A 22,797-nucleotide genomic window follows, 5' to 3' on the forward strand; every position below is an offset into this window, starting at 1 on the left:
TCATCGACTGCAATAATTCATAACGAAATTCGCTTCTTTTTTAATAAAAAGATACTGATCCCAGGCATTTTTCAGTGCATCTACCCAGGCGATTTTGATAGCATTTTGGAAACAATGGAATTAAGCAATTAGTTCTTTTGAACAGTCACAACCACGCAGGGCTACATCATGTTTCAAGAGCCAACCAGCACAATGTTTTGGACCATCATGGTCTGTGAATTCTTGGCCGCTTTCGGTTTAATTACCTACCTCGTTCAAGGGGAAAAGCGCCACAACAAACCTCAGTAATTATTGCTTTTATTTGCAGCAAGCAACTTTCAACAAACCTCCTAAATTAACCAACAGCAGCCCAGCGTCAACTGTGCTGCTTTTTTCATGGTTACAGAACTCCTAGGTCTCGCTGGTGGATATACCGCGAGTACCCAAGCAGCCTACGGATGCTTTAACCCACTCGGTAAGCTTTCGGTGTAATGCCCGTCAATTGTCGAAATTGCTTACTCAAATGGCTATGGCTACTGAAGCCGCATTCCAAAGCGATTTCGATAATGGGCTGGTTTGTTTGTTTCAAAAGCTGCTTCGCCCGTTCTACCCGCTGCTGAAGCAAATATTGAAACGGGGATAGCCCCATGGACTGTTTGAACAGGCGACTGAAATGAAATTGGCTCATATCCAGCAATTGAGCTAACTCAGCTAGCTTGAGATCTTGGTCTAAATGGGCATCCACAAAATCGAGCACCTGTAAAAGCTGACGCTGGGGAATGCCGCCCTCATACACAGGTAAATGAGGCTGGAGAGTAGCATGCTGCCTGAGCAACTGCACCACCAATACGTTTGCCAACGAGTCGATATACAGTCTACTACCCGTGCCCTGTTGGCACTCCGTCAGTAGCATCATGGCGATGGCTTCAACTTGGGGATCACGGATCCGAAAGCCAGGGATTAGGGACATGCGATCGCAATCTTGTTTCAGGGTTTCCTGGGCAATACTGCGGACAAGCCGATCAGTAAGCCTCACTTCTAAACAATGTTCATGCCCTTCCCACCGGGCGAAAAACGGAGAGCCAGCGGGTGCAAGGGAGAACTCCCCTTTCTGAATCAGTCCTGTGAATTTGTTGCCGTCTTGGGATTGGACATAGTGAAGCGGCCGGGGTGCCAATGACATAAACAGGGTATGTTCTGCTTCAAAATGGCACTGACCTTCTCCCGGTGAGTTCTGAAATTGCTGGACATGGACATGCTCCCAATCTTGCTCTGAGCTTGGCAAATTGAGATAGGCAGTGACAGCAGTCTGTTGCGGTGCTGTTGTTTCCACGATATCCAACCCATTCGGCTAATTGCAACTATACAATTCCACCCTATCCAGGTGAGTGAAACTGCTTACAGAATTTAGTGTCTCACTCAGATCCAGGTGACAACCAAGGCGTTGTACGCTCTAGCGGGCACCACCGATCGTCAATAAGATGCGTTTCAATATCATAGACATCCCTAGTCGATACAATCAGCTCATCCTCATCCCACCGATCAATCAGTGCTATCACATCTGATTTTTGGACTGTACCAATGGAAATGGATGATTGGTGAGGACTGCCCACAGCAAACTGTAGGGCAACATCAAGATTGAGAGTCCATGAGATGCCCTGTAGTAAAGGATGATCATGGCCGCGGAATATCATCAATTCGTCTGATAATACCGCCAGTTTTTCCTGTTCGGCAGACGTCATCATATTGTGAACATGCTTGCTAAGTGGTAAATCAACCATAGTACCTAGCATTAATTCAAGAAATGATGATGATTGCCCCAGTGACTCAGGATTTGTCCAAATTTGGCCTAGCATTCTGAAGTATTCAGGATCTCGCTCTGGGAAATCAGGCTTATTTAATTCTTCAATACAAAATTTTAGAATTCGCTCCACGACTTCTAAATGAGGGTAATAAGATTGCCACAAATATAGTCCGCGATCTCTTTTGTGCTTTGCCTTTTGATCTTGGTAAACCTTATTAATCCGACATTCAGCAGGTACTAACCATCAAGGGATAATTTTGAGGTTGTCTCTCAACGCAAGTCCATGTATTCACCTCAAGAGATAGACGTTCAGGATATTGACCATCTCGGTATTATTGCCGGTATCGTCGATGAGATCGGCATTGTCGAAATAGTGGATCGATTATTAGGTACTCACGAGCAAGAGAATGTTAGTTGTGGTCAAGTTGTCAAAGCCCTGATTCTAAATGGTATGGGCTTTTTGAGTGCTCCATTGTACTTATTTAGTGAGTTTTTCGAAAGCAAAGCAACCGAGCACTTACTCGGTCAAGGTGTACTGCCAGAGCACCTCAACGATACCCGTATCGGTCGAGTCCTCGACAAGCTCTATGCCTATGGTGTGACCCAGATATTTATCCATGTGGCAATGGCAGTCGTTCAGAAATTCGATGTAGCTCTAAGGTGTGCGCATCTAGATGCGACAAGCCTTAGTGTTGAGGGGCAATACTTAGATAAACCACAGGTTGAGGCGTCAGACGAATCCCCCTCTGCACCTGAGTCCCCCTCCCCTGCACTGGCTGAATCAGAGGAGCCGATACCCGTGAAAATCACCTACGGCTACTCACGGGACAATCGTCGTGATCTCAAGCAGTTTGTATTGAACCTACTGGTGAGTGGGGACGGGGGTATTCCTTTATTTTTACAAGTGGGCAACGGTAATGATGCGGACAAAAGTACGTTTGTGCCTATCATCCATGAATTTAAGCAACAGTGGAGTCAGCAACAGCCAGAGGTGATTGTTGCTGATAGTGCCCTCTACAGTGCCGACAATCTGCAAGCATTAGGAAGTACATCTTGGATTAGCCGAGTTCCAGCAAGTTCAACGGCAGCCCAAGACTTATTACAAGGGCTGCCGGGTTCACAGTTTCACCCCAGTGCTCTCAACGGCTATAGCTTTGTCGAAGTATGTAGTACCTATGGAGAGATTCAACAACGGTGGCTGGTGGTTGAAAGTAAAGCTCGCAGAGACTCTGGACTCAAACAAGTGCAAAAGCGGATTGATCAGGCGTTTAGCCAAAAAACTACTGCACTTAAAACCCTCTGCAAACAGACCTTCTTGTGCCCTGCAGATGCTTTAGCTGCAGCCCAAGATTTTGGCAAAATCCTCAGGTATCACACCCTTGACGATCTCAAAATCCACAAAAAACCTCATTATTCAAAGGCTGGACGACCGACAAAAGCAACGGTTGTGACTCACTACACCTATTCTATTGAGGCTACCTTAACCCTCAATGAGCCAGTCATCGAACGCTATCGGCGGCAAGCAGGTCGTTTCATCTTAGCCACCAATCTCTTGGAACAAGAGCAATGGAGCAATGATGATATTCTGCGCGAGTATAAGAACCAGCAGGCGTGTGAAGGAGGCTTTCGCTTTATCAAAGATCCACTCTTCTTTGCCTCTAGTGTTTTCCTGAAGACACCTCGGCGTATCGCTGCCTTAGCCATGATCATGGCCTTGTGTTTGATGGTCTACAGCTTAGGACAACGACAGTTAAGAAATGCACTAGAACAAGTACAAACAACTCTCCCTAATCAGAAGGGGAAACAAACTATGAAACCTACGTTACGTTGGATTCTCCAATGCTTTCAGGCCGTCCATTTAGTTTGGCTTGATGGTGCCAAGCATCTCATCAAGCTCAACAGCAGGCAGCAACTTATCTTGCCGTTCCTTGGGAAGGGCTGTAAAAAATATTATCTGCTCTGCTAGCTAGCCTGCTGAATGTAGGATTAATCCGCCCATAGAACCTTGGAGCGTTCGCCCATTCAAAATCTACTAGAGGATGGTGGAGTCCATCCTCAGATAGATAAGGCTGAAGATCAGGATGTAAACTTGGCAGCCTATAAGTTTGGAGAACTTGATTGATATCGGGTCTTGGTGACGACATCTTTATGGTTTGAGAGTTAGTTCAGATACTCATTTGATGCTAACTCGACATACCTCCGTTCACCTTCTTCTGGTCATCCCACATACAGGTCAGGTATAAAGCGGTTCAGCCATTCTGCTGAGCATCCCAATTTATAGCAATGCAATGGTCGGGCAATCATAGATGACGGGCTGCATAGAAATTGACCGCAAGATTGTGACAGTACCGCAACAGGTTGATAGTGGCATTTAAAAGGTTTTCCTAAGCTGAGATTGTCTTGACTTAGGAGAGCAACATTATGCAATTACTCGTTTTCGGGGCAACAGGAAGCGTGGGTCGCCATGTAGTTGAACAAGCCTTGGCTCAGGGGCACACCGTTACAGCCTTTGCCCGTAATCCCCAGAAATTTGATATTCAGAACCCTCATCTCAAGCTTTTTCAGGGCGATGTCATGGATTTCCCAACTGTTGTGAGGGCAATGCAAGGGCAAGATGCTGTGCTCTGTTCTCTGGGAGCCGGTCGAAATGGAGTGATTCGCTCTGAAGGTACTCGGCATATTGTCCAGGCAATGGAGAATGCCTCTATATCACGTCTGATTTGTCAGACCACATTAGGGGTTGGTGATAGCCGAAGCAATCTAGATTTCTTTTGGAAATACATCATGTTTGGGCTGCTATTGCGGCCTGCCTATGCGGATCATGTGACCCAAGAAACCTACGTCAAACAAAGCAATTTGGACTGGACTATCGTCCGTCCTGCAGCATTTACGGACAAGCCTCAAACGGAAGCCTATCTGCATGGCTTTCCAGCCGATCAACAAGGGCTAACCCTCACCATTTCTAGAGCCGATGTAGCCGACTTTATGCTGCAGCAATTGCAAGACCCTACCTATTTACACCAAACACCAGGCTTGTCCTATTAACCACAGTCTATCTTCGTCGAATTGATGTATTCAGTAGGAGAATCACCATGTCAAATCAACTTCTTTTTTCCATCAAATTGTTCTCGATTCTAGGCTGTGGACTGGTTGCTGGGATGTTCTTTGCTTTCTCAACCTTTGTGATGCTTGCCTTGGAGCAACGACCACCCGCTGAAGGGATTGCGGTCATGCAAGCCATTAATATCACAGTGATCAATCCTTGGTTTATGGTCGCGTTTCTCGGAACGGCTGTCACTTGCCTGGGTCTGGCGATTTCTTCACTGATGCAGTGGCAACAACTGGGGTCTGCCTATCTGCTAATGGGAAGCCTGTTATACCTGATCGGCACTCTATTCGTCACCATGCGGTTTAACGTGCCAATGAACGATGCCCTAGCGATTGTTCAACCCAATAGCCCTGATGCAGTTGGTCTTTGGAACCACTACCTGACCCAATGGACATTCTGGAATCATATCCGCACTGCTGCTGCTCTAGCTGCAACAGCATCACTAACCCTCGCCCTGAGAGCACCCCAGTTATAAATGCTCAGATATGGCTTACTCCCATCCCAGCATAAGATTGGGTATTCAGATTCTTGATAAATAAGAATTTCAATGATATTTAGATGCACGATCTTATGGCGGGAAGGGAGTAAAAAGTGCTATTAAGCCTTCTGAACTGCAGCTTCTTTGGCACCCAATTGAGAATCTTCTTCTACCACCTCAGTCGACCCTCGCAATTTTGGATCTAATGCATCTCGCAAGGCATCACTGACAACATTTAAGGCATAAATAATCAAGAACATAGTAAATACAACCCCCGCCAAGGGCCACCAGATCCCCTGAACTAATTCCCCGGTTGCATCCGAAATCATAGACCCCCAACTGGCTCCATCTTGAATACCTACGCCCAAAAAGGTCAGAATCACTTCTGATTTGATTGCCCCAAGAATTTGGAGAGAGGCACTGATAATCGCTAAATGTACAACGTTGGGCAGAATATGCCTAAAAATGATCTGCAGGTCGTTGGCACCAATGACTCGTGCTGCAGCTACATATTCAAGATTGCGGTTTTTGAGGACCTCACTCCGAATCAGGCGACACAGACCGACCCAACCGAGTAGCCCCATTGCCAGACAAATAGCAACTAGACCCTTGCCAATCACATAAGAGATAGCAATCACCATCAAAATATAAGGCACAGAACTGATGACGGTGTAGAGCCAAACAATACCCACATCCACTAAACCACCGTAATATCCAGCAACGGCTCCTAACGTCACTCCAAGGGGAACAGAGATACTGGTCACCAAGATGCCAATCAGCATCGCCGTTTTGGTTCCAGCTAGAATTTTATATAGGACTGAGCGACCAAATATATCCGTGCCCAACAGTTTTGCGAGGCCTAGAGAAGGAGCTTCGTATCCTGTCGCTACCCGAGTTTGGTAATCGGGCAGCAGATTTAAGATACCTAGTAAAGCCACAAAAATATAAACAGCAATAATCCCCAAGCAGATGACGACTAACTTTTGACGACTCAGCTTTTGGGCAGCGTCCCAATAGAGGTTATTAAAACGGGGCATGGGTTCCTCAATGTAGTTTGACGCGCGGATCCACCGCAGCAATGAGCAAATCCGTCAGAAGATTAAACAGTGCATAGGTCATCGTGATATACATCGTCATCCCTTTGAGTACGGGGAAATCACCATTATTAATGGCTGTAATCATCAAATCGCCTAAGCCAGGAATACTAAAAAATCGCTCCATTAAGAACGAGCCCAATATTAAGAAGGGAACCGCCACGATAGTAAAAGTCAGGATGGGAATCATGGCGTTTTTGAGAATATGGATAAAGAGGATACTGCGTTCGCTTACCCCTTTAGCCCGAGCCGTACGAACATAATTAGCCTGCATCTCATTCAGAAAGATCGTTCTATAGATGCGCACATCTGGGCCAATGGATACCAGGATAATAATCAGCCACGGTAAGGCCAGATAAGGAAGTGCATCCCATCCTGGCGCATAGCCATTGATGGGAAACCACTCAAACTCATAGGCCAGAAAATACTGCATGGCAATGATATAAACCAAGTAAGAGAAACTCATGGAAATCACCGCTGTGGCCGTTGAAAAGCGATCAATCCAGGTATCTCGGTAGTAAGCAATCATCATTGCGATCGCAATATTCAATACCAAACCAAAAACAAAAGGTGGTAGCGTCAAGCTCAGAGACACCAACGCCCCACTAGCAAACGCTTCACTCAAAACCTCGCCCGTAAAGTAAGACTCTCCATAATTAAAGGTGACAATTTGCCCCAGAAAGCTAATGAACTGCCTCCATAGGGGCTGATCCAATCCCCAAAGCGCTTCTAGATCCGCAATCGCTTGCGGTGTGGCATGTTGTCCTAAAGCCACTCTAACGGGGTCTTCCCCAGCAGCGGTGAATAACACAAAAACTAAAACAGCAACCCCAAAAATGGTGGGAATGATATAGAGGAGGCGGCGAATGATATACCCAACCATTACTTCAGTCCTTCAGCCTTCATTTCTGTATCAATATCCAGAAATTTAGCAGTCGATCCCAACATCAGGTTCGGCTTGGAATTCAGCAGCCATTTCTGGCGCATCCCTACACTAATAGGTGCTTTCAAAAAGACCACTGGAACATCTGCTTTCAGTAACAACGCCATCTTTTCAATAATCTGATTACGCTCTGATCCGGCAGGCATCCGTCGCATCTGCTCATACAGTCGATCAAATTCAGGGTTTTGGTAAGAGCCATCATTGGGTCCCGGCGCTTTATTAGGACCATAGAAGAGTTGATAGAAGTTCTCGGCATCGGGATAGTCGGCTCTCCACCCCCCACTGGCTAGCTGAAAACTGCCTCCTTCCTTACGACCTAAATAGTCAGAGAAGGATAGAAATTCACCCTTTAACTGAATGCCAGATTTAGCCAGTTGCGCCCGCAGAAACTCATGATTCTGACGGGTAATATTATCTTGTGATCCATATAGGATAACGACAGGAGGAAGTCCTTTCCCCTCTGGATATCCAGCTTCTTTTAACTTGGCTTTGGCCTTTTGCAAGTTGTGAGAATACCATTGGACCGAAACGGACTGCTCACTCCCCGCAATCGGTAGCGGCACGATGGTATTAAGGGTATGGCCACGACCATTTTCCATTTTCTCAATATAGGCTGGAGTATCCAGGGCATAGGCTAAGGCTTGACGTAGCACCTTATTTTGGCCAAAGACTTTATCTCTAAAGTTAATAGTGATGTAAAAAGAGGAGAGTGCATCAACGGAGGAAATATTAAATTGCTTAGCAAACTTACCCTTGAGCTGAAACTCATTGCTCACTTTTTCAGCCATTTTGGTGAAATTATCCCGATCAATACCAATGGAGTCCAACTCTCCACTCAGAAATTTGAGCATTCGAGGCTGCGCTTCTTCGATCAGGGGAATTCGAACTTCGTCAACAAAAGGGAGCTGTTCTCCTGCGTTGGTGAGTAGACCCTGGCTTTGATCGTCCGGATCTCCTTCAGTGGGATAGGTGCCATGGTAGTTGGGGTTTTTCTTAAGCACCATCACCCCTTTGCGCGGATTTTTAGCCAAGGTAAAGGGGCCAGTCCCGACAGCATGATGTTCTAATTTACGGCCATACTTCTCAACGGCTTCCTTTGGCACAATCGACAATGCATTGGTAGCAAAAGACATGAGTAACAATGGATCAGGCTCAATCATCACAATCTTAAAGGTGTACTCATCGACCTTTTCTAGACCAGCAATATTCTCCTGGTCATAATCTAGATCCTTTTGTTGACGGGTTTTTTCCCGAAACTCATCCAGCCCCTTAATTCGATTTTGAAGTAGTGCTGGATAACTTTGGGGATTGACGTTCACGTCTGCAAATCGCTTGATCGTGAACAGGACATCATCTGCTGTCAGTTCTCGCCCTTTCCCGCCTGAGAAACACGGATCATCATGAAACTTGATACCTTTGCGAAGTTTGAACGTGTAGGTGAGCTTATCCTCTCCTATCTCAGGCATAGACTCTAAAAGATTTGGGGTTAACTCATAGGGACGTTTGAGATAGTGATAGTCCAAGAGAGGGTCATAGATATGACTAATGATTCGGGAAGATGCTGCATCAAACTGTTTAGGTGGATCGAGGCTCCTATAGACATCCCCCCGATAAGAATCCAATACTTTGACATCGGTATTCCCCACACCGTCTCGTGGGCGACACCCAAGGGGCACTGCCACTGTGGCGATAAGTAAGGCAGACAAAACTAATTGGGGTGCTTTTTGCCAGATTGAAATTCTCTGTACAGCCATAAATTCAGACAACGCTACATAAACGACAAACCCATCAGAGGGAATCATCAAACCGTTGAGACAAGATTAATGGGAAGTTATGGTTTGATCAAATCTGAGTGTTCATTTAGATCGTATTGTGGCACCAATGCCCAAAAACCGCCCCTACTCATCGCAGGGGCTATCCCAATATTTTCTGCTCATAGCAAATTATAGATGGGCCATCAAGTGATGCCGATCGGGAATAACTATCGCTAAAAGAGGCTTAGTATCTGATGTGTAGAGTGACCGAGGCCCTTACCGTTTGTTCACCTCCGACAACAGGGGTAGACGCGGCTTCTCCTCGCAACATGCTCGTTGTCTGAAATGGAACTGGGGGCGGCACAGGTGCATTAGCACCGTTAATTTGAATACTAATGACGTCTTGGGGAGAGAGATTGAGCGCAGATAGTACAGCCCTGGCCTGAGCTTGGGCATCCTGAGTGGCCTTGGTTAAAGCTTGTTTTTGGGCCGTTGCGATCGCATCTTCTGTAGCAACAAACGATACGTTATCAATCCGGGACGCTCCTGCCTTCACGGTATCGTCCATCAAGGCTCCTGCTGATGCAATATCGACCCGAAAACTGACCACATTGCTCCCTCGATATCCCACTAGTCGCCGTTGACCGTTATTGGAGCTGTAGTTCGGCCTCAGATTAATCCCTGTTGTTTCCAGCTTGTCCACCTTGCGAGACTTTAAGAGAGAGACAACGGCAGCAGAACGGCTGGCGACCTGTTGCTGAACCACCTCGGCAGTTTTGCCTTGAACCTCCACACCCAAGCGCACCTGTGCTTCAGTAGTCTGAATATTTTCAACCCCTTGCCCGGTGACTGACAGCACACGATACTGCCGTTCTGAAATCGTTGGCGGCTGGGGTTGGGCATAAATGGGTCCCGATAGCCCTAACAGAATCGTCACTCCTAAGAGGCCAGAGCAAGCAAAATGGCGGACGAAATAGCCTTGATGGTCAACAGAACGATCAGATTTCATAGGGTCTTAGGTTGTGTAATTTAGAGATAAGAACAGCACTGTTGGCTTTGCTTAAGGGCAATTGTCATCCCCTCAAAGCTGTTAGTTTAGTTGTCTCCTAATATACTTTTTGGGTTCCTAGAAGGCTGTCCTCAAATAGCTCTGGACACTTGAATTGAGAGGCTCAGATAGCCAGAGCAAGATGATTTCAGAGTGCTAACGACAGTGAGTTAACAATTGTGGCGATACTAATTGATGGCCTGTCTCGCCATTGCGATCGCACGTTCTTTCTGTGGATCTTGGCCCTGGGCATAGGGGATGGGTAAAGGGATAACCACATTAGGGGTCACGCCGACCCCCTCTAATCGAACTGTTTTATCGACATAAACATCTTTCACTGCAACATATAGCAAGCTTTGATCTGGCATCAGAAAGGGGCGTCCAGCCACCACTGCCCCCGCCGTAGGGCTACCAACAACGGGGCCAATATCATATTGTTGAAAGCCATAGGCCAGGATCTCCTTAGCACTGCGGCTTCCTTCATTCACAAGCATGACCACAGGCTTATTCCACTGGCCATGGAAGGTAGATGCCTCCCCATCTCTATTAATGCTGGTCAAACTAGGCCCTCTAGCCGTAAACAATTGCAGTGCCGTCAGCGGATCGCCTCCCCAACCGTCTCTTAAATCCAGTACCAGGGCATCGGCCTTTCTCAAACGGCCATAGATCACTTCGTCTTCCAACTCTTGCTGATACTGATCTCCGGCATAGGACCACATGTGAATATAACCAACCTTTTTTTCATCCGCTTCAACCATCTGCACACTATTAGCGATGGCCTCTACAAACATCGTGGTGCTATCGAAAAGCTTGGGGGTCACTGTGATGTTTTTTTGACTACTAGAATCTGGAGTCCTTTGGATCCGCAGCTTGATAGGTTGGTTCGCTTTGCCTTGAAACGATTCCAGCGGGTGAAACGGTTGGTCTGCCACACGAAGAATCTGGTCTCCCACCTTAAGACCAGCCTTGGAGGCAGGGCTACCCTCAAAAATTGCCTTAATAAACATTTTGCCTTGGATAGGCTGAGTCACAATCCCAATTCCCTCATACTGAATCTTCCCCTCAGGGAAAGTAGATTTGAGCTGAGTGCGCAATTCTCTAATGCGGGGATAGAAAATACCCAATAGCTGGTAGTACGCGGGTTCATCAGCAGTAAACAGGTGAGTATGAGACGTTTGCAAACGATCCAGCATCTCATTGATCACTTCAGCCTTTTTTGCCCGAGACGATGCCTTGGCCACCTGGGGCTGGTATTGCGATTTCAAGGCTGCCCAGTCTAAGCCCTTGAATTCAGGGTCGTAAAAGTTTTCATTGACGGTGCTCCAAACTGTATCGAACAAGCTAGGTTGCGCAGAGGACACAGAAGACATCGACCCTTGTGAGAGCCAAAGCACCAGACCAATGCCTATTGCTATTAGAAAACTTAGTAGATAGCTTTTAGATCGCTTCAATTTTCGGATAACAGTCTGCATCTTTTGTCTCACCTACAATGAGCTGCGTTGCTAAGCATGATATTGGCGACCATCCCTATAGTGAGAACAACCAACAGTGAATCCGGTCATTATGGGAGTGATACTTTTCTTCCATGAGGCGCAAAGCGTTCTGGACTAACGTTCGCCCTGGGGTAAGAATTGCCTGCGCTCCAAGTCACGGCGGTGTTTCAGTTGCTGCCTCAACTCCTGCTGTCGCTGCTTTAGAAATTCATCGATGTGCCGATGCTGATTGAGACAGAACTGCCGATGAAAGTCTAACTGCTGTTGAAGATGCTGCCGCCTTTGTTGAAACAGAGACCGCTGCTGACGATAGTGTTGAGAATGAACAGGCGTTTGAGCCAGCAGAGGGATTGACCGGCTAAGGGTCAAAGGAGCCGTCAAAAATACCCTAAGGGATCTGTGGCAAAGTACTGTCATGGAACTGACCTCTGCCACTAGTGTAGCGAGTTAGATAGATAGCGAGCTTGTTCTTGTCTTGAGCAACTCAGACCAATGCAAGTCGGCTTCTTTAGGTCGAACCGACCTCTGCCTGATTGCCTAAATCAGAGGTCATTCTCTCACCTCTCGAATATCATGAATATTCCACGTTACTTTGCCTAAAGCCGTATATTGGGTGCCTTCAAAGTCATTTCGGACTGCTGCTAGGGCCAACGGATTAATCAGATAAATAAAGGGTAAGTACTCCTGGGCAATCTGTTGAGTCTCCGCATAAATCGCTTTGCGTTTGGCCTCATCGATCTCTTGAGCACCTTGAATATAGAGATCGTCAATCTTCTGTTCCCAGTCGCTAACCGTAAAGCCTTGGATGGGTTCACTAGGGGGCTGGGGTTTTTGATTAAACATATGTAGGCCCCCTTCTGGAGACCAGACATTCGCACCCGTATTGGGTTCTAAACCACCCGTTAACCCCAACAAAGCGCAGTCCCAATCTAATGAGTCACTCAATTTATCAACCATCGTGTTGAAGGCAATGGGGGTATAGTCCACTTTTATGCCGACTTTCGATAAATCTTGCTTAATTTGGGCTCCTAATGTACTACCTGCAGGGGCCATCAGCGTAAAACGAACTGGATTATCCTTGTCATCAAAAAGTTGTCCTTTATTTTTGGTGGTAAACCCAGCGTCTTTCAGAAGTTGCTTGGATTTCTCCGGATCATAGTTGTAAACCTTCAGGCCTTCTTCAGGAGATAGGTAATAAGGACTTTGAACCGATATCGACGAATTTTGGGGTAAACCTAGTCCTTGATAGGTATTAGCCAGCATTCGCTCTCGATCAATGGCATAGGCAACAGCTTGGCGAAATTTGACGTTATTAAACCATCGCGACTTCACAGGGTTGACTAGAGGCTTGTTGTTTCTGCGTCCTCGATTGAGGTTAAAGAGAATAAAGGTCGTGCCAAAATCAGGCCCCCCTTCATAGATGGTGAAGTTACCAGCCTTTTCTTCCCGCTTCAGGAGCGAAAACGTACTGGCCCGCACCCCTACAGAATCTAATCCACCCGAGCGGAATTGTAGAAGAGCCGTATCGGGAGATTCGACAATTTTCCAAATAATGCGCTCAATATTCCCGTTGGCACGACCAGGGATTTGATAGCGCCAATAAAACTGGTTGCGTCGAAACACGACTCGCTGGTTGGTTTCGTAGGATTCGAGCTGGTAAGGCCCATTGACAATAATTTCCCTGGGGTCCGTATCGACCCCCCAAGCAGAAATGAATTGGGGATTGCCTTTGCGATCTGGCGTATCCACCAATTTCTTGAGGGCATGGGCCGGCAAAATATTAACGGCCCCAGCAGTCCGCAGAAATGGGGCAAAGGGTTCCGGAATGGAGAACTCTACTCGCCGGTCATCTAGTTTTCTGACCTTGGGCAAGGCCCGACTTTTACCAATTCTGAGAACATCGCGAGTATCAGTAGGAATAGCTTCATTCAGATAGACATCGTTATAGGAAAAAACAACATCATCTGCTGTTAAAGCAACCCCATCTGACCATTTCAGATTAGGTCGGAGGGTAAAGATAATTGTGAGTTTATCGGCAGAGAATTCCCAAGACTCCGCAAGGGCAGGCTCAATCTCGCCTGTAAGACCATTCTGGGTCGTTAATCCTTCATAAATCAAGCCGAAGACATTGTTGGCTTCTTGACTTTGGGAAGAATTAAACGTTTTAGGGGCACTCAGCAGGGTATCTACATACTGGGGCACCCGTGCCGTTTGGGTTTTGAATTGGGAGAGGCTACAGCCAGGGAGTGCGATCGCAACCACCAATACCAAACTCAAAGCCACCCACCGACGCAGAAAAGCCATACTGTTCCTAACGTTTAACGCTGAGTCTGATGGTAGCGTACAAGTCTATCGGAATTGCCAAGCAAGTTTTAAGTCGGGTCAGCAGCAGGAGTACTCTCCGTACTCACAGGCAAAACAGGGGGCTGAATATAATCGGCAGGGGGTTCTCCGGTTAGGGATTCTAGAAAGGCAACAATATCTCCTGCTTCCGCATTAGACAGATCTTTACCCAACTGGGTGTTGGCCATTTGCACCACAGCAGCTTTCAGAGATTTGACCGAACCATCATGAAAATAGGGACCGGTCTCAGCTACGTTGCGCAGAGAAGGCACTTTAAATAGCATCCGGTCATCGTCACTTCCAGTCACTTTGTAGCGCCCTTGATCATCTTGGTTCGGCCAAGGATTAACTCGACCGGCTTTTTGATAGGTGTTACCGCCCAAATAAGTGCCGTTATGACATTGAGCACACCCTGCATCCGTAAAGAGGGTTAGACCCCGTTTTTGTTTGGCATTGAGAGCGGTTTGGTCGCCAGCAAAGTAGCGATCAAAAGGGGCAGGCGTCACCAATCCTCGCTCAAAAGAACCAATAGCTTGACCCAGGTGATCATAAGTCACGGACGGTTTGTCTTGGGGAAAGGCTGTGGCAAAGGCTTCCACATATTCCGGCATAGAATTAAGGACTTTGAGAACCTGAGCCTCGGAAGGCATCGCCATCTCTACTGGATTGAGAATTGGGCCTTTAGCCTGGGCTTCTACATCAGCAGCTCGGCCATCCCAGAATTGAGCCACATGGGAAGCGGCGTTATACACCGAGGGAGAATTACGTCCCCCGAGTTGTCCCTTGTGGCCAGGAGAAAAAGGCTGGTTATCAACGCCATAGTGATCGAGCTGATGGCAGCTATTGCAGGAAATATCCTGATTTTTGCTGAGGCGCTTTTCAAAGTAGAGGCTCCGGCCTAAGGCTACTAGCTCAGGATCGGCAGGCTGCTGTTGGGGATAGAAATTCTCGGGTAAGGGCGGACCAAATAAGGCGAGGTTGGGGACTTCATCGGCAATCGCAACATCCGAAACGCAGAGCAACATCAACAAAGTCGCTGCCAATACTACCCAAAACACAATCAACCGCTGAATCTTATCGCGGGTTCCGTGATGCCATTGCAAAGTCATGGGCCACCTCTCCTCTTAGAAAACTCTATGGGCGCAAGCTGCACTCCACTCAAATTTTATGAGTTAGCCAAAAGTGAATGACGACCCGTAAGAAAACGTGATGGCTCCATGACGTTTTGGCACAAAACCATACATAGCTTCGAAGTTCGCAAGAAAAGGTTGAACTCAATCATTAACCCTTCAATATCAATGGAGATGTCATCTATGGACAGATCCTTAAGGGGATTATCGCCCATGGGGGAAAGCTATCCTGAGAGATTTTTCTCGTAAGGCTGCCACCCTTGCAAAGTCAGATGCAGCTCACAACAATGCCTTCATGGCACTTCCAAACCGAGTAATTGCAATCACTCGGTAACTGGCAAAGGCTGATCGCTTTGTCTGAGGTGAAGCAATAACGCCCAGTTACCATCTACTGACTGTTTTATTTTTTTTCAATGACGACCGAAAATGCTCTCCAGAACTTGCTTAAAAACCTTGATACGTTCGCTTACAGATGGTTAATATCTAAGTTTCTAAATTCTTCATGTGTCAGGTCATCTTTTTTATACGTTTAACATAAAATAGCTCTGACGCTTGAGATCATGATGCTAGGCATCCAACCATTTAGAGCGGCTTTAACCCCACTCCAAAAAGCTTTTACCTGTATTTGTTGTTCATCCATGTACCTGACTCGTCTTGTTCACTCTAAGACCCTGCTGTTATTGCGAGAGGCATTTACATCCCTCTTGCCTGTCGTCTTAGTGATGAATATTATCGTTTTGCTGTCAGGTCTGTCTGGCCTGCTGGCATCTCAGAGCGTGGTAGCAGAGAGTTTCATCAACGGGAATGAAGTCAGCCGACTCTATTTCTTTTTAGTCCCGTTTTTTCTCAACATTTCCCTGAGCACCCTAATGGCCAAGGAGAAAGATCTGGATCAGGTGAGTACTGTTCTGATCTCAGTCGTTTGTTTTTTGCGGGTGTCGGGCTTTTTGTTTATCGATTCGACAGGCCAAATCCTCTCGTTTCAAGGTTCAGTGCTCACTAGTATTCCAGCCACACTGGTAGCAGTCACACTACTCCATTACTTCAGTCGATTCTCTGCTCTGCAATTTTTTAGAGGTCGATCTGAGGTGAGTCCAGCCCTCCAAAGAACCCTGAACCTCCTGATTCCAGGTCTCCTAACAGTGTTGTGTTTTGAGTTAATCGGCCAAGGATTTAGGCTATTTTTTAAGACTGGTCTGTTCAGTTTTTTATTCGAAATCCTACCTAAATTGCAAGCCACCCAAGAAGTCATTCTCTTTAAGCTAATTTCTCAACTTTCTTGGTTTTTCGGGATTCATGGCGAGTATAGTGCCGATGGTCTATTTCGAATTTTGAATGCGATTCCATCCTCTGAAGCTGGCAGTATTCACTTCAAAGTTTTGCATGATGTTTTTATGAATATTGGAGGGTCTGGCTCCACTTTCGTCGTGCCATTGGCGATTCTTTTTCTACCCGGATCTACCCAATTCAAACCCATTGCGCAGCTGAGTCTGCCATTCGCACTCTTCAATGTGAATGAGATTTTATTGTTCGGACTTCCGATTATTCTAAATCCACTCTTTCTGGCACCGTTTCTGTTAGCTCCGCTGGTCAATATGGCTATTGCGCTGACTGCAATTCACTGGGGAGCATTCACCATTAGTGCGACTGCCATAAACTGGATGTCTCCGCCTTTATATAGTGCCTATGCGGCCTCTGGAGGATCGGGAGGGGCGGTACTGACCCAGTTCCTTTGCATCGTTATCGATATGGGTATCTACTATCCATTTCTGGTTCTGGCAAAGCAGCAGTCCAATACTCCACGTGCGCTCCGCAAGCTCTTGGATGGTGATGCCTACCAGTTTGTGAATAGAGAAATCAATCGCCAAGAAGAGCGGCGTTTTATGACTCAGAAAATGGATCAAGTCCAAGACATGGAAGAGGTCCAACGCTTACTACAGCAACTCAAAGGCGGGCAGTTTCTCCTCTACTTTCAGCCTAAGGTAGATGCCCAGTCGAAAGCACTCGTTGGCTTAGAAACGTTGCTGCGTTTCCAAGATGCAGGGGGTAACATTGTCCCCCCTACGTTTTTGCCGATCCTCTACCAACAGGGCTTATCTAAGGCTATAGATCAAAAAGTGCTGTCGCTTGTTTTTGACCAGATCAAACAGTGGCGAGGGAATGGTCAAGGATTTCCTCAGATTAGTATTAACCTGGATAAACATTTTTTATTAGATCCACCCTCTGTAAAGACTTTGATTGCTAAAGCCAGACAAGAAGGGATTTGCTTTGAACTAGAAATTACTGAACATACCTACACTTCGGAAGTGAAATCTTTGGCATCAGTGGTTCGTGACCTTCGATCTGCTGGGCATCAAGTTTCAATTGATGATTTTGGGGCAGGCTATTCTTCCCTCACAACCTTAGTTTCTCTGGAAGCAGATTCGGTCAAATTAGACCGCAAGCTGGTCGTCGCCCCTGAAGGGGAAATCCAGCGGGGACGAGTGTTACTAGAGTCTAGTGTGAAGCTCTGTCATGACTTAGGATTTTCTGTGGTGGCAGAAGGAATTGAAAACTTGTCTCAGTTACAACTAGTGCAACACTGTGGAGTAGATTTCGTGCAAGGGTATTACACAGGCAAACCCATGCCTGCTAATCAGGTCAGTCGCCTATTTCAGGCGTAATCCAATGCGTTACTGCCAAACCAGCACTTACTATGAGCTGAAACTGGTCTGGGATTCATTATGAAGTAACACCAGGCTGCTTTACACCATAGTCCTTCAGCCTCTAGGCAAACGGCTGACTTAGGGAATCAAGTCTCCAATATCAATGGGGATGTCATCAATAGGAATATCGTCAATGGGAAAGTTCTTGAGGGGATTATCGCCATCAAGCTTGAGGGGAAAGCCATCTTGAGGAATTTTTTCGAGTAAAGCAGTGGTTACGGCATTTGCGATCGCAACCGACAATTTTCCCTCTGCATTTTTAGAGGTCACATCCGTCAACTCAATATCGCTGATATCAAGATCCTCTTCGATGCCAAAATCACCAATGGCAGTGACTTTAATGGAAGCTTTGATATTACGGATACTGAGGCGACCAATCTTAACCACCTTCTCGTTACCGCTGCTTTCAGGCTGATCCTTTTCTTGCAGGGTATCAACCACTTTCACCAAATTATTGTCTGGAATCTGTTGCTCCACCTTCAGATCCAATCCGTTGACGGTCAGGGATTCAATGTCCACCTGATCTTGCCAAAGGTTGGAGAGCTGAAAATCTAAATCTAAATTTTGGACTTTAATCAGATGAGGCGTGGAAAATCCATCGGGATTCTTGAGGGTAATGGCTTTAATGGTCAAATCCCCAGCGAAGGGCTGAAAGTTGAGTCCCTCTACATCCGTATTCACGCCCGTCGTATCTTTAATGGCCCCTTCTAGGGCTGACTCAATGATGCCATTGCGACTAAACCAGCCAATTCCCAATGCGAGAACTGCGATCGCAACTCCGCCACCCAAAATCTTTAATGCACGCTTCGCCATAGCCACCCTGCACTGAGAACTGCCGCGCTAGCACGGCAGTTCCAGCTTATCCCACAAAAATCCAGCTTGGGAAACTAGCTGTTGGACTCATTAATAGCAGTCCATTCCGTATGAAACGTCCCTTCCTTGTCAATCCGCTGATAGGTATGGGCACCAAAGAAATCGCGCTGGGCCTGGGTTAGGTTTTGGGGCAGGCGATCACGGCGATAGCTATCAAAGTAATCCAAAGAAGCACTAAAGGCCGGGACTGGAATACCGAGCTGAGCTGCAGTGGCCATCACTTCTCGCCAGGCTTGCTGACGGTCCAAAATGGTCTGCCGAAACTCAGGAGCAAGCAGTAGGTTGGCTAGGGCCGGATCATCGGCAAAGGCTGACTTGATCTTGTCCAAGAAGCTCGCCCGAATAATACAGCCCCCCTTCCAAATCCGAGAGATTTCACTCAAATTCAGATTGAAATTAAATTCCTTTGAAGCGGCACTCATCAAAGCCATGCCCTGAGCATAGGAGCAAATCTTGGAGCAATAAAGGGCATCTCGAACTTTGCCAATAAAGGCTTGCTTGTCGCCACTAAAGGTGGCCGTGGGTCCGGTCAAGATTTCAGCAGCCTTAACCCGCTCATCCTTAAAAGATGAGGTAATTCGAGCATTCACAGCTGCTGTAATCGTGGGGATGGGTACGCCTAATTCCAAGGCACTCATCACGGTCCAACGGCCTGTGCCTTTCTGGCCTGCTTTATCCAAAATTAGCTCGACTAGAGGCTGCTGGGTACCTGGATCAACGTAGGTAAAAATTTCAGCCGTAATTTCCACCAAAAAGGAATTCAGTTCATCCGTGGTGTTCCACTCACTAAACACCTCATGCAGTTCTGTATGACTCAGTCCTAGAACATTTTTGAGCAGGTCATAGGCTTCGGCAATCAGCTGCATATCGCCATATTCAATGCCGTTATGGACCATTTTGACGTAGTGACCTGCACCCCCTGGGCCAATATAGGTGACGCAAGGCCCGTCATCCACCTGAGCCGCAATTTTCGTCAGAATTGGAGACAGATCTTTATAGGCTGCTTCTGTGCCTCCGGGCATCAGACTGGGACCGTTCAGCGCCCCTTCTTCACCACCACTAACGCCCATGCCGATGAAGCGCAAGCCAACTGCTTCTAGCTCTTCTGTGCGGCGAACTGTATCTCCATACAAAGAGTTACCGCCATCAATCAGCACATCGCCTGGCTCTAGCATGGGCTTAAGCTGCTGAATCACCGCATCCACAGGTGCGCCAGCTTTCACCATGATCATGATGCGTCGAGGACGGGCAAGGGATGCTACGAGTTCTTCGGGCGTAAACGCGGCGACCACTTGTCGTCCTTGGGCCCGCTCCGCCATAAAGGCATCTGTTTTTGCTCGTGTCCGATTGTAGACAGCGATGGGAAAACCATTGCGCTCAACGTTGAGGGCTAGATTTTCCCCCATGACCGCGAGGCCAATCAGTCCAAATTGTTGCTGGGGCATAAGGAATTTGCTCTAAATAATGAGAGTCACAATGCGTTCACTACAGGGTAGCTCGATCCCCATGGGAACTACTGGAAGAAGAGATTAAAAGACACCAAGAATCGGGTGAGAATCGGTCAGACATTACACAAGTCAGCCATCCTGAGCGGGTATTTAATGCCTATCAACAGTGTTCAGCTAAGCTTCATCAAATGGTTGTCAGAATACAAGCCTTCAAATAGCTTCTCAATCTTAAAGCGCAGGTGTTTTCAGAATCTGCTTCCTTAAATTTAAGGAAGCAGAGTTATTGATTGCTCTTGTAGCTCAAAAAACACATTGCTAAATAGACTTGTTCCTCATTCATTGGGTCGTGCATCAAACAATTGTGGGGTAGGTGAGTATGTCATCCCAATGCCAAGCTCGCGAGGCTAGATCAGCACGTTGTGCCGCCGTTGTTTTAAGCCGACTGTGTGTCCAAATCCAATTGAAATAGCTGACCACTAATCGAGCAGTGACTTTGGTTTGCGCCCACACTTTGCCAAATTTGTTCTGGCGTCGATGCCATCGACCACTGTGCTGTCGAATAATGCCATTGGTGCGTTCGAGTCGTTGAGTTCTGTCCTTGCCAATGTAATGGTCAATCTCCCAAGGCAACACTCTTTCGTAACCACCCCAATCGTCGCTATTCCAGTCCTTGCAATCGGTCTTACCTTCAGTGCTAGTCACCAGTTCATTCAATAATGAATCGGTGTGCTTGCCCACACGACACGAGAGGATCACGCCGCTTGTGTTTGCCAAGGTAATCGCCATCCAACAATCACCCATCTCTAGCTCATGGGGAAGACAGTGTTTTTGCTTTTTTTCACAAAGGACCACATTTCATCTGCACTGACATCCTCCGTTTCAACGGCTTGCACTTGGCCATTATGGAGTTGCTGAGATCGTTGGCTAGCAGCTCTTACTAGAGAGACTACAGTGTTGTAAGCCAGGCCACTGGTCCGAGTGATACCTCGAAGACTACTCCCTTCTGCATGGGCTTGGAGAACTTGTCGGACCTGCTCTGGACTCACCTGACGACGATAGTAAAGGGTATCAAAGCGTTCAGTAAAGGTCTGCTGGCACTCAGGACAACGGTATCGTTGAAGCATGTTGGGCATCTTGCCATGCTTGTGTGCTTTGGAATGACCGCATAGTGGGCATTGCATGGGTAGGTTAGAAGCTGAGCTGAGCCTCTAGTATACTCAACCCACAATTACTTGAGGCACGACCATTCATTGCTATCGTTGCCGTTGAATCGTCGCTCCTAACACAGAGAATCATCAACGAGTAAGTGCATGCGGAAAGCAGGCTATATCACATGCTGCTGTATTCTACTTGGGAATGAAGAATGTAAAGCGTAGTACATGGCAAAACTACCCGAGAGTCTCCTATCCACAATTTTTGAGTTGCTTCAGAAACTTGCTAAAGGGATTGAGGAGGCATCTGCAATTGAGTGGACTCTCTACGAGCAGCATGGTGAAACAGCTGAAACAATGGAAGAGTTAAGAGAACTACAGAATGCTAGAGAGCGTCTGGTGTCCCCTTACTCACGTTTGAACACATTATTGCTTAGAATTTTGGAGTCCCAACCTATAGCTGACCCTGCTATGCTGGAATTATTGATCCAAACAGTAAGTCAAGCTCAAGCCTCAACTGATGCGTCTTGGGCCAGTGTTCAAGAGGTCAAACGAGTTTGGAGGCTTTGATGGCAGATAACAAAACAGCGATTCCAAGCATTGAAGAAAGGCAACAGGCTCTTGAAATGCTAAGAGTGAGCAACCAACAGTTGGAACTCACCGCCATAGCATTAGACAAACTGATAACCACAGTAGAGACAGGTCTAAGCCGACAATATCACCAGCGCGTGGAGAAAAGCCTCTAGCAGCTCTACTTCCTAACAAGTTTGTCTCAGGGGCGCAGGTGGAATTTGAAAAATCTCCATAGAGGGTGCGCATTGTTAATGCCGTACACTCCGTATAAGCGAGACACACTAAGGTCTAATAGTATTTTTCAGGGAAACCATAAAGCAGTTCACTCGGATAGGCTGTATCAACTAGAAATTCAGAAACTTCGACATCAAATAATTGGCTGATCGAATACTTATCGAGGTATTCCTTGATTTGACTTGGATTTGAAAGATCGTAGTCATTGATGTATTGATCAACAATTTCACTGCGCAAAGAATGCAGCCATCTCTGAGGAAAATCACTGTCTAAGTCTGAATCAAAAAAAGGAATTAATAAGAAGATAGGATCCAGCTTTTCTGAAGATTTACTCTGCAATATTGGCAGAGGTTGCAGAATACATATTCCTCTATTGATACGAGCATCCGACCAATGTTCGAATTTCGGTAGTGGCGGGAAAAATCTACTAATCCCTGTGTCGCAGGCGGCTCGCCATTCAGCCATACCAGATGTATAGACTAACGTTTTTTGATTGACTACATTTGTTAATGCCAGCTCTCTAAGTTGAGCGAGAGAGATAGGGCCTACAACTTCTTTGCCAACCATATAATGCCAAGCATCATTGTCGCTCATATCAGCATTTAATTGATTTTGGTAACAGCTTCACGAAGTGCCAT

General features: G+C 46.7%; 20 protein-coding genes. 6 read left to right on the forward strand and 14 right to left on the reverse strand.

The window, feature by feature from the left end; translation table 11 throughout:
• Positions 1–442 precede the first annotated feature (442 nt).
• Together I1H34_RS21810 and I1H34_RS32275 are read right to left on the reverse strand one after the other, a co-directional pair.
• Positions 443–1,312 (reverse strand): helix-turn-helix domain-containing protein, encoded by an 870-nt coding sequence (locus tag I1H34_RS21810; RefSeq protein WP_212663026.1) that lies wholly within the window; start codon positions 1,310–1,312, stop codon positions 443–445.
• Positions 1,313–1,394: 82 nt separating this feature from the next.
• Positions 1,395–1,724: a hypothetical protein gene (locus I1H34_RS32275; protein ID WP_249369479.1), complete on the reverse strand. Its 330-nt coding sequence runs from the start codon at positions 1,722–1,724 to the stop codon at positions 1,395–1,397.
• Between the two features lie 342 nt (positions 1,725–2,066).
• Here I1H34_RS32275 and I1H34_RS21820 point away from each other — a divergent pair, with 342 nt between their 5' ends.
• From I1H34_RS21820 to I1H34_RS21830, 3 genes are all read left to right on the forward strand, one after another.
• Positions 2,067–3,749: an IS1634 family transposase gene (locus I1H34_RS21820; protein WP_212661850.1), complete on the forward strand. Its 1,683-nt coding sequence runs from the start codon at positions 2,067–2,069 to the stop codon at positions 3,747–3,749.
• Positions 3,750–4,204: 455 nt separating this feature from the next.
• Complete coding sequence (locus I1H34_RS21825) at positions 4,205–4,828, forward strand: NAD(P)-dependent oxidoreductase (protein ID WP_212663027.1); 624 nt, start codon at positions 4,205–4,207, stop codon at positions 4,826–4,828.
• A gap of 47 nt (positions 4,829–4,875) precedes the next feature.
• Positions 4,876–5,367: an anthrone oxygenase family protein gene (locus I1H34_RS21830; RefSeq protein ID WP_212663028.1), complete on the forward strand. Its 492-nt coding sequence runs from the start codon at positions 4,876–4,878 to the stop codon at positions 5,365–5,367.
• 122 nt (positions 5,368–5,489) lie between these two features.
• Here I1H34_RS21830 and I1H34_RS21835 read toward each other — a convergent pair whose 3' ends face one another.
• From I1H34_RS21835 to I1H34_RS21870, 8 genes are all read right to left on the reverse strand, one after another.
• Positions 5,490–6,407 (reverse strand): ABC transporter permease, encoded by a 918-nt coding sequence (locus tag I1H34_RS21835; protein ID WP_212663029.1) that lies wholly within the window; start codon positions 6,405–6,407, stop codon positions 5,490–5,492.
• 7 nt (positions 6,408–6,414) lie between these two features.
• Positions 6,415–7,347: an ABC transporter permease gene (locus tag I1H34_RS21840; RefSeq protein ID WP_212663030.1), complete on the reverse strand. Its 933-nt coding sequence runs from the start codon at positions 7,345–7,347 to the stop codon at positions 6,415–6,417.
• Positions 7,347–9,209 (reverse strand): ABC transporter substrate-binding protein, encoded by a 1,863-nt coding sequence (locus I1H34_RS21845; RefSeq protein WP_249369481.1) that lies wholly within the window; start codon positions 9,207–9,209, stop codon positions 7,347–7,349. Before I1H34_RS21845 ends, I1H34_RS21840 begins: the two co-directional genes overlap by 1 nt.
• A 196-nt stretch (positions 9,210–9,405) precedes the next feature.
• Positions 9,406–10,170 carry an SIMPL domain-containing protein gene (locus tag I1H34_RS21850; protein ID WP_212663031.1) on the reverse strand — a complete coding sequence of 255 codons (765 nt, stop codon included), beginning with the start codon at positions 10,168–10,170 and terminating at the stop codon, positions 9,406–9,408.
• Between the two features lie 227 nt (positions 10,171–10,397).
• Positions 10,398–11,681: a S41 family peptidase gene (locus I1H34_RS21855; RefSeq protein ID WP_212663032.1), complete on the reverse strand. Its 1,284-nt coding sequence runs from the start codon at positions 11,679–11,681 to the stop codon at positions 10,398–10,400.
• Positions 11,682–11,816: 135 nt separating this feature from the next.
• Positions 11,817–12,119 (reverse strand): hypothetical protein, encoded by a 303-nt coding sequence (locus tag I1H34_RS21860; protein WP_212663033.1) that lies wholly within the window; start codon positions 12,117–12,119, stop codon positions 11,817–11,819.
• 132 nt (positions 12,120–12,251) lie between these two features.
• The gene (locus I1H34_RS21865) at positions 12,252–14,006 is read right to left on the reverse strand and encodes an ABC transporter substrate-binding protein (RefSeq protein WP_212663034.1); all 1,755 of its coding nucleotides are present in this window, start codon (positions 14,004–14,006) and stop codon (positions 12,252–12,254) included.
• A gap of 68 nt (positions 14,007–14,074) precedes the next feature.
• Positions 14,075–15,154 (reverse strand): cytochrome-c peroxidase, encoded by a 1,080-nt coding sequence (locus I1H34_RS21870; RefSeq protein WP_212663035.1) that lies wholly within the window; start codon positions 15,152–15,154, stop codon positions 14,075–14,077.
• Between the two features lie 581 nt (positions 15,155–15,735).
• Between I1H34_RS21870 and I1H34_RS21875 the strand changes: the two genes are divergently transcribed.
• Positions 15,736–17,838: an EAL domain-containing protein gene (locus tag I1H34_RS21875; protein WP_249369485.1), complete on the forward strand. Its 2,103-nt coding sequence runs from the start codon at positions 15,736–15,738 to the stop codon at positions 17,836–17,838.
• 120 nt (positions 17,839–17,958) lie between these two features.
• Here the strand turns inward: I1H34_RS21875 and I1H34_RS21880 are convergent, their stop codons facing one another.
• From I1H34_RS21880 to I1H34_RS21890, 3 genes are all read right to left on the reverse strand, one after another.
• Positions 17,959–18,693 carry a DUF748 domain-containing protein gene (locus I1H34_RS21880; RefSeq protein ID WP_212663036.1) on the reverse strand — a complete coding sequence of 245 codons (735 nt, stop codon included), beginning with the start codon at positions 18,691–18,693 and terminating at the stop codon, positions 17,959–17,961.
• A gap of 74 nt (positions 18,694–18,767) precedes the next feature.
• The gene (gndA, locus tag I1H34_RS21885) at positions 18,768–20,198 is read right to left on the reverse strand and encodes an NADP-dependent phosphogluconate dehydrogenase (protein WP_212663037.1); all 1,431 of its coding nucleotides are present in this window, start codon (positions 20,196–20,198) and stop codon (positions 18,768–18,770) included.
• Between the two features lie 354 nt (positions 20,199–20,552).
• Positions 20,553–21,382, reverse strand: a protein-coding gene (locus I1H34_RS21890) for an IS1 family transposase (RefSeq protein WP_212662238.1) whose coding sequence is annotated in 2 segments (ribosomal slippage) — positions 20,553–21,038 and positions 21,041–21,382 — 828 coding nt in all. Because the reading frame shifts where the segments join, the coding sequence is not laid out codon by codon here.
• Positions 21,383–21,580: 198 nt separating this feature from the next.
• Between I1H34_RS21890 and I1H34_RS21895 the strand changes: the two genes are divergently transcribed.
• Together I1H34_RS21895 and I1H34_RS21900 are read left to right on the forward strand one after the other, a co-directional pair.
• The gene (locus I1H34_RS21895; protein ID WP_212663038.1) at positions 21,581–21,922 is read left to right on the forward strand and encodes a hypothetical protein; all 342 of its coding nucleotides are present in this window, start codon (positions 21,581–21,583) and stop codon (positions 21,920–21,922) included.
• Positions 21,922–22,098, forward strand: coding sequence for a hypothetical protein (locus I1H34_RS21900; RefSeq protein WP_212663039.1), 177 nt, complete (start codon positions 21,922–21,924; stop codon positions 22,096–22,098). The genes I1H34_RS21895 and I1H34_RS21900 overlap by 1 nt, the downstream gene beginning before the upstream one ends.
• A 115-nt stretch (positions 22,099–22,213) precedes the next feature.
• Here I1H34_RS21900 and I1H34_RS21905 read toward each other — a convergent pair whose 3' ends face one another.
• Positions 22,214–22,753 (reverse strand): DUF4339 domain-containing protein, encoded by a 540-nt coding sequence (locus I1H34_RS21905; protein ID WP_212663040.1) that lies wholly within the window; start codon positions 22,751–22,753, stop codon positions 22,214–22,216.
• Positions 22,754–22,797: the final 44 nt, after the last annotated feature.

It is taken from the genome of Acaryochloris marina S15 (assembly GCF_018336915.1).
GTDB lineage: Bacteria > Cyanobacteriota > Cyanobacteriia > Thermosynechococcales > Thermosynechococcaceae > Acaryochloris > Acaryochloris marina_A.

Coding starts and splice junctions, on each gene's coding strand:
- I1H34_RS32275 (WP_249369479.1), bottom strand. CDS start 1,724: ATGATGACGTCTGCCGAACAGGAAAAACTGGCGGTATTATCAGACGAA.
- I1H34_RS21820 (WP_212661850.1), top strand. CDS start 2,067: ATGTATTCACCTCAAGAGATAGACGTTCAGGATATTGACCATCTCGGT.
- I1H34_RS21825 (WP_212663027.1), top strand. CDS start 4,205: ATGCAATTACTCGTTTTCGGGGCAACAGGAAGCGTGGGTCGCCATGTA.
- I1H34_RS21830 (WP_212663028.1), top strand. CDS start 4,876: ATGTCAAATCAACTTCTTTTTTCCATCAAATTGTTCTCGATTCTAGGC.
- I1H34_RS21835 (WP_212663029.1), bottom strand. CDS start 6,407: ATGCCCCGTTTTAATAACCTCTATTGGGACGCTGCCCAAAAGCTGAGT.
- I1H34_RS21840 (WP_212663030.1), bottom strand. CDS start 7,347: ATGGTTGGGTATATCATTCGCCGCCTCCTCTATATCATTCCCACCATT.
- I1H34_RS21845 (WP_249369481.1), bottom strand. CDS start 9,209: ATGATTCCCTCTGATGGGTTTGTCGTTTATGTAGCGTTGTCTGAATTT.
- I1H34_RS21850 (WP_212663031.1), bottom strand. CDS start 10,170: ATGAAATCTGATCGTTCTGTTGACCATCAAGGCTATTTCGTCCGCCAT.
- I1H34_RS21855 (WP_212663032.1), bottom strand. CDS start 11,681: ATGCAGACTGTTATCCGAAAATTGAAGCGATCTAAAAGCTATCTACTA.
- I1H34_RS21860 (WP_212663033.1), bottom strand. CDS start 12,119: ATGACAGTACTTTGCCACAGATCCCTTAGGGTATTTTTGACGGCTCCT.
- I1H34_RS21865 (WP_212663034.1), bottom strand. CDS start 14,006: ATGGCTTTTCTGCGTCGGTGGGTGGCTTTGAGTTTGGTATTGGTGGTT.
- I1H34_RS21870 (WP_212663035.1), bottom strand. CDS start 15,154: ATGACTTTGCAATGGCATCACGGAACCCGCGATAAGATTCAGCGGTTG.
- I1H34_RS21875 (WP_249369485.1), top strand. CDS start 15,736: ATGATGCTAGGCATCCAACCATTTAGAGCGGCTTTAACCCCACTCCAA.
- I1H34_RS21880 (WP_212663036.1), bottom strand. CDS start 18,693: ATGGCGAAGCGTGCATTAAAGATTTTGGGTGGCGGAGTTGCGATCGCA.
- gndA (WP_212663037.1), bottom strand. CDS start 20,198: ATGCCCCAGCAACAATTTGGACTGATTGGCCTCGCGGTCATGGGGGAA.
- I1H34_RS21895 (WP_212663038.1), top strand. CDS start 21,581: ATGGCAAAACTACCCGAGAGTCTCCTATCCACAATTTTTGAGTTGCTT.
- I1H34_RS21900 (WP_212663039.1), top strand. CDS start 21,922: ATGGCAGATAACAAAACAGCGATTCCAAGCATTGAAGAAAGGCAACAG.
- I1H34_RS21905 (WP_212663040.1), bottom strand. CDS start 22,753: ATGAGCGACAATGATGCTTGGCATTATATGGTTGGCAAAGAAGTTGTA.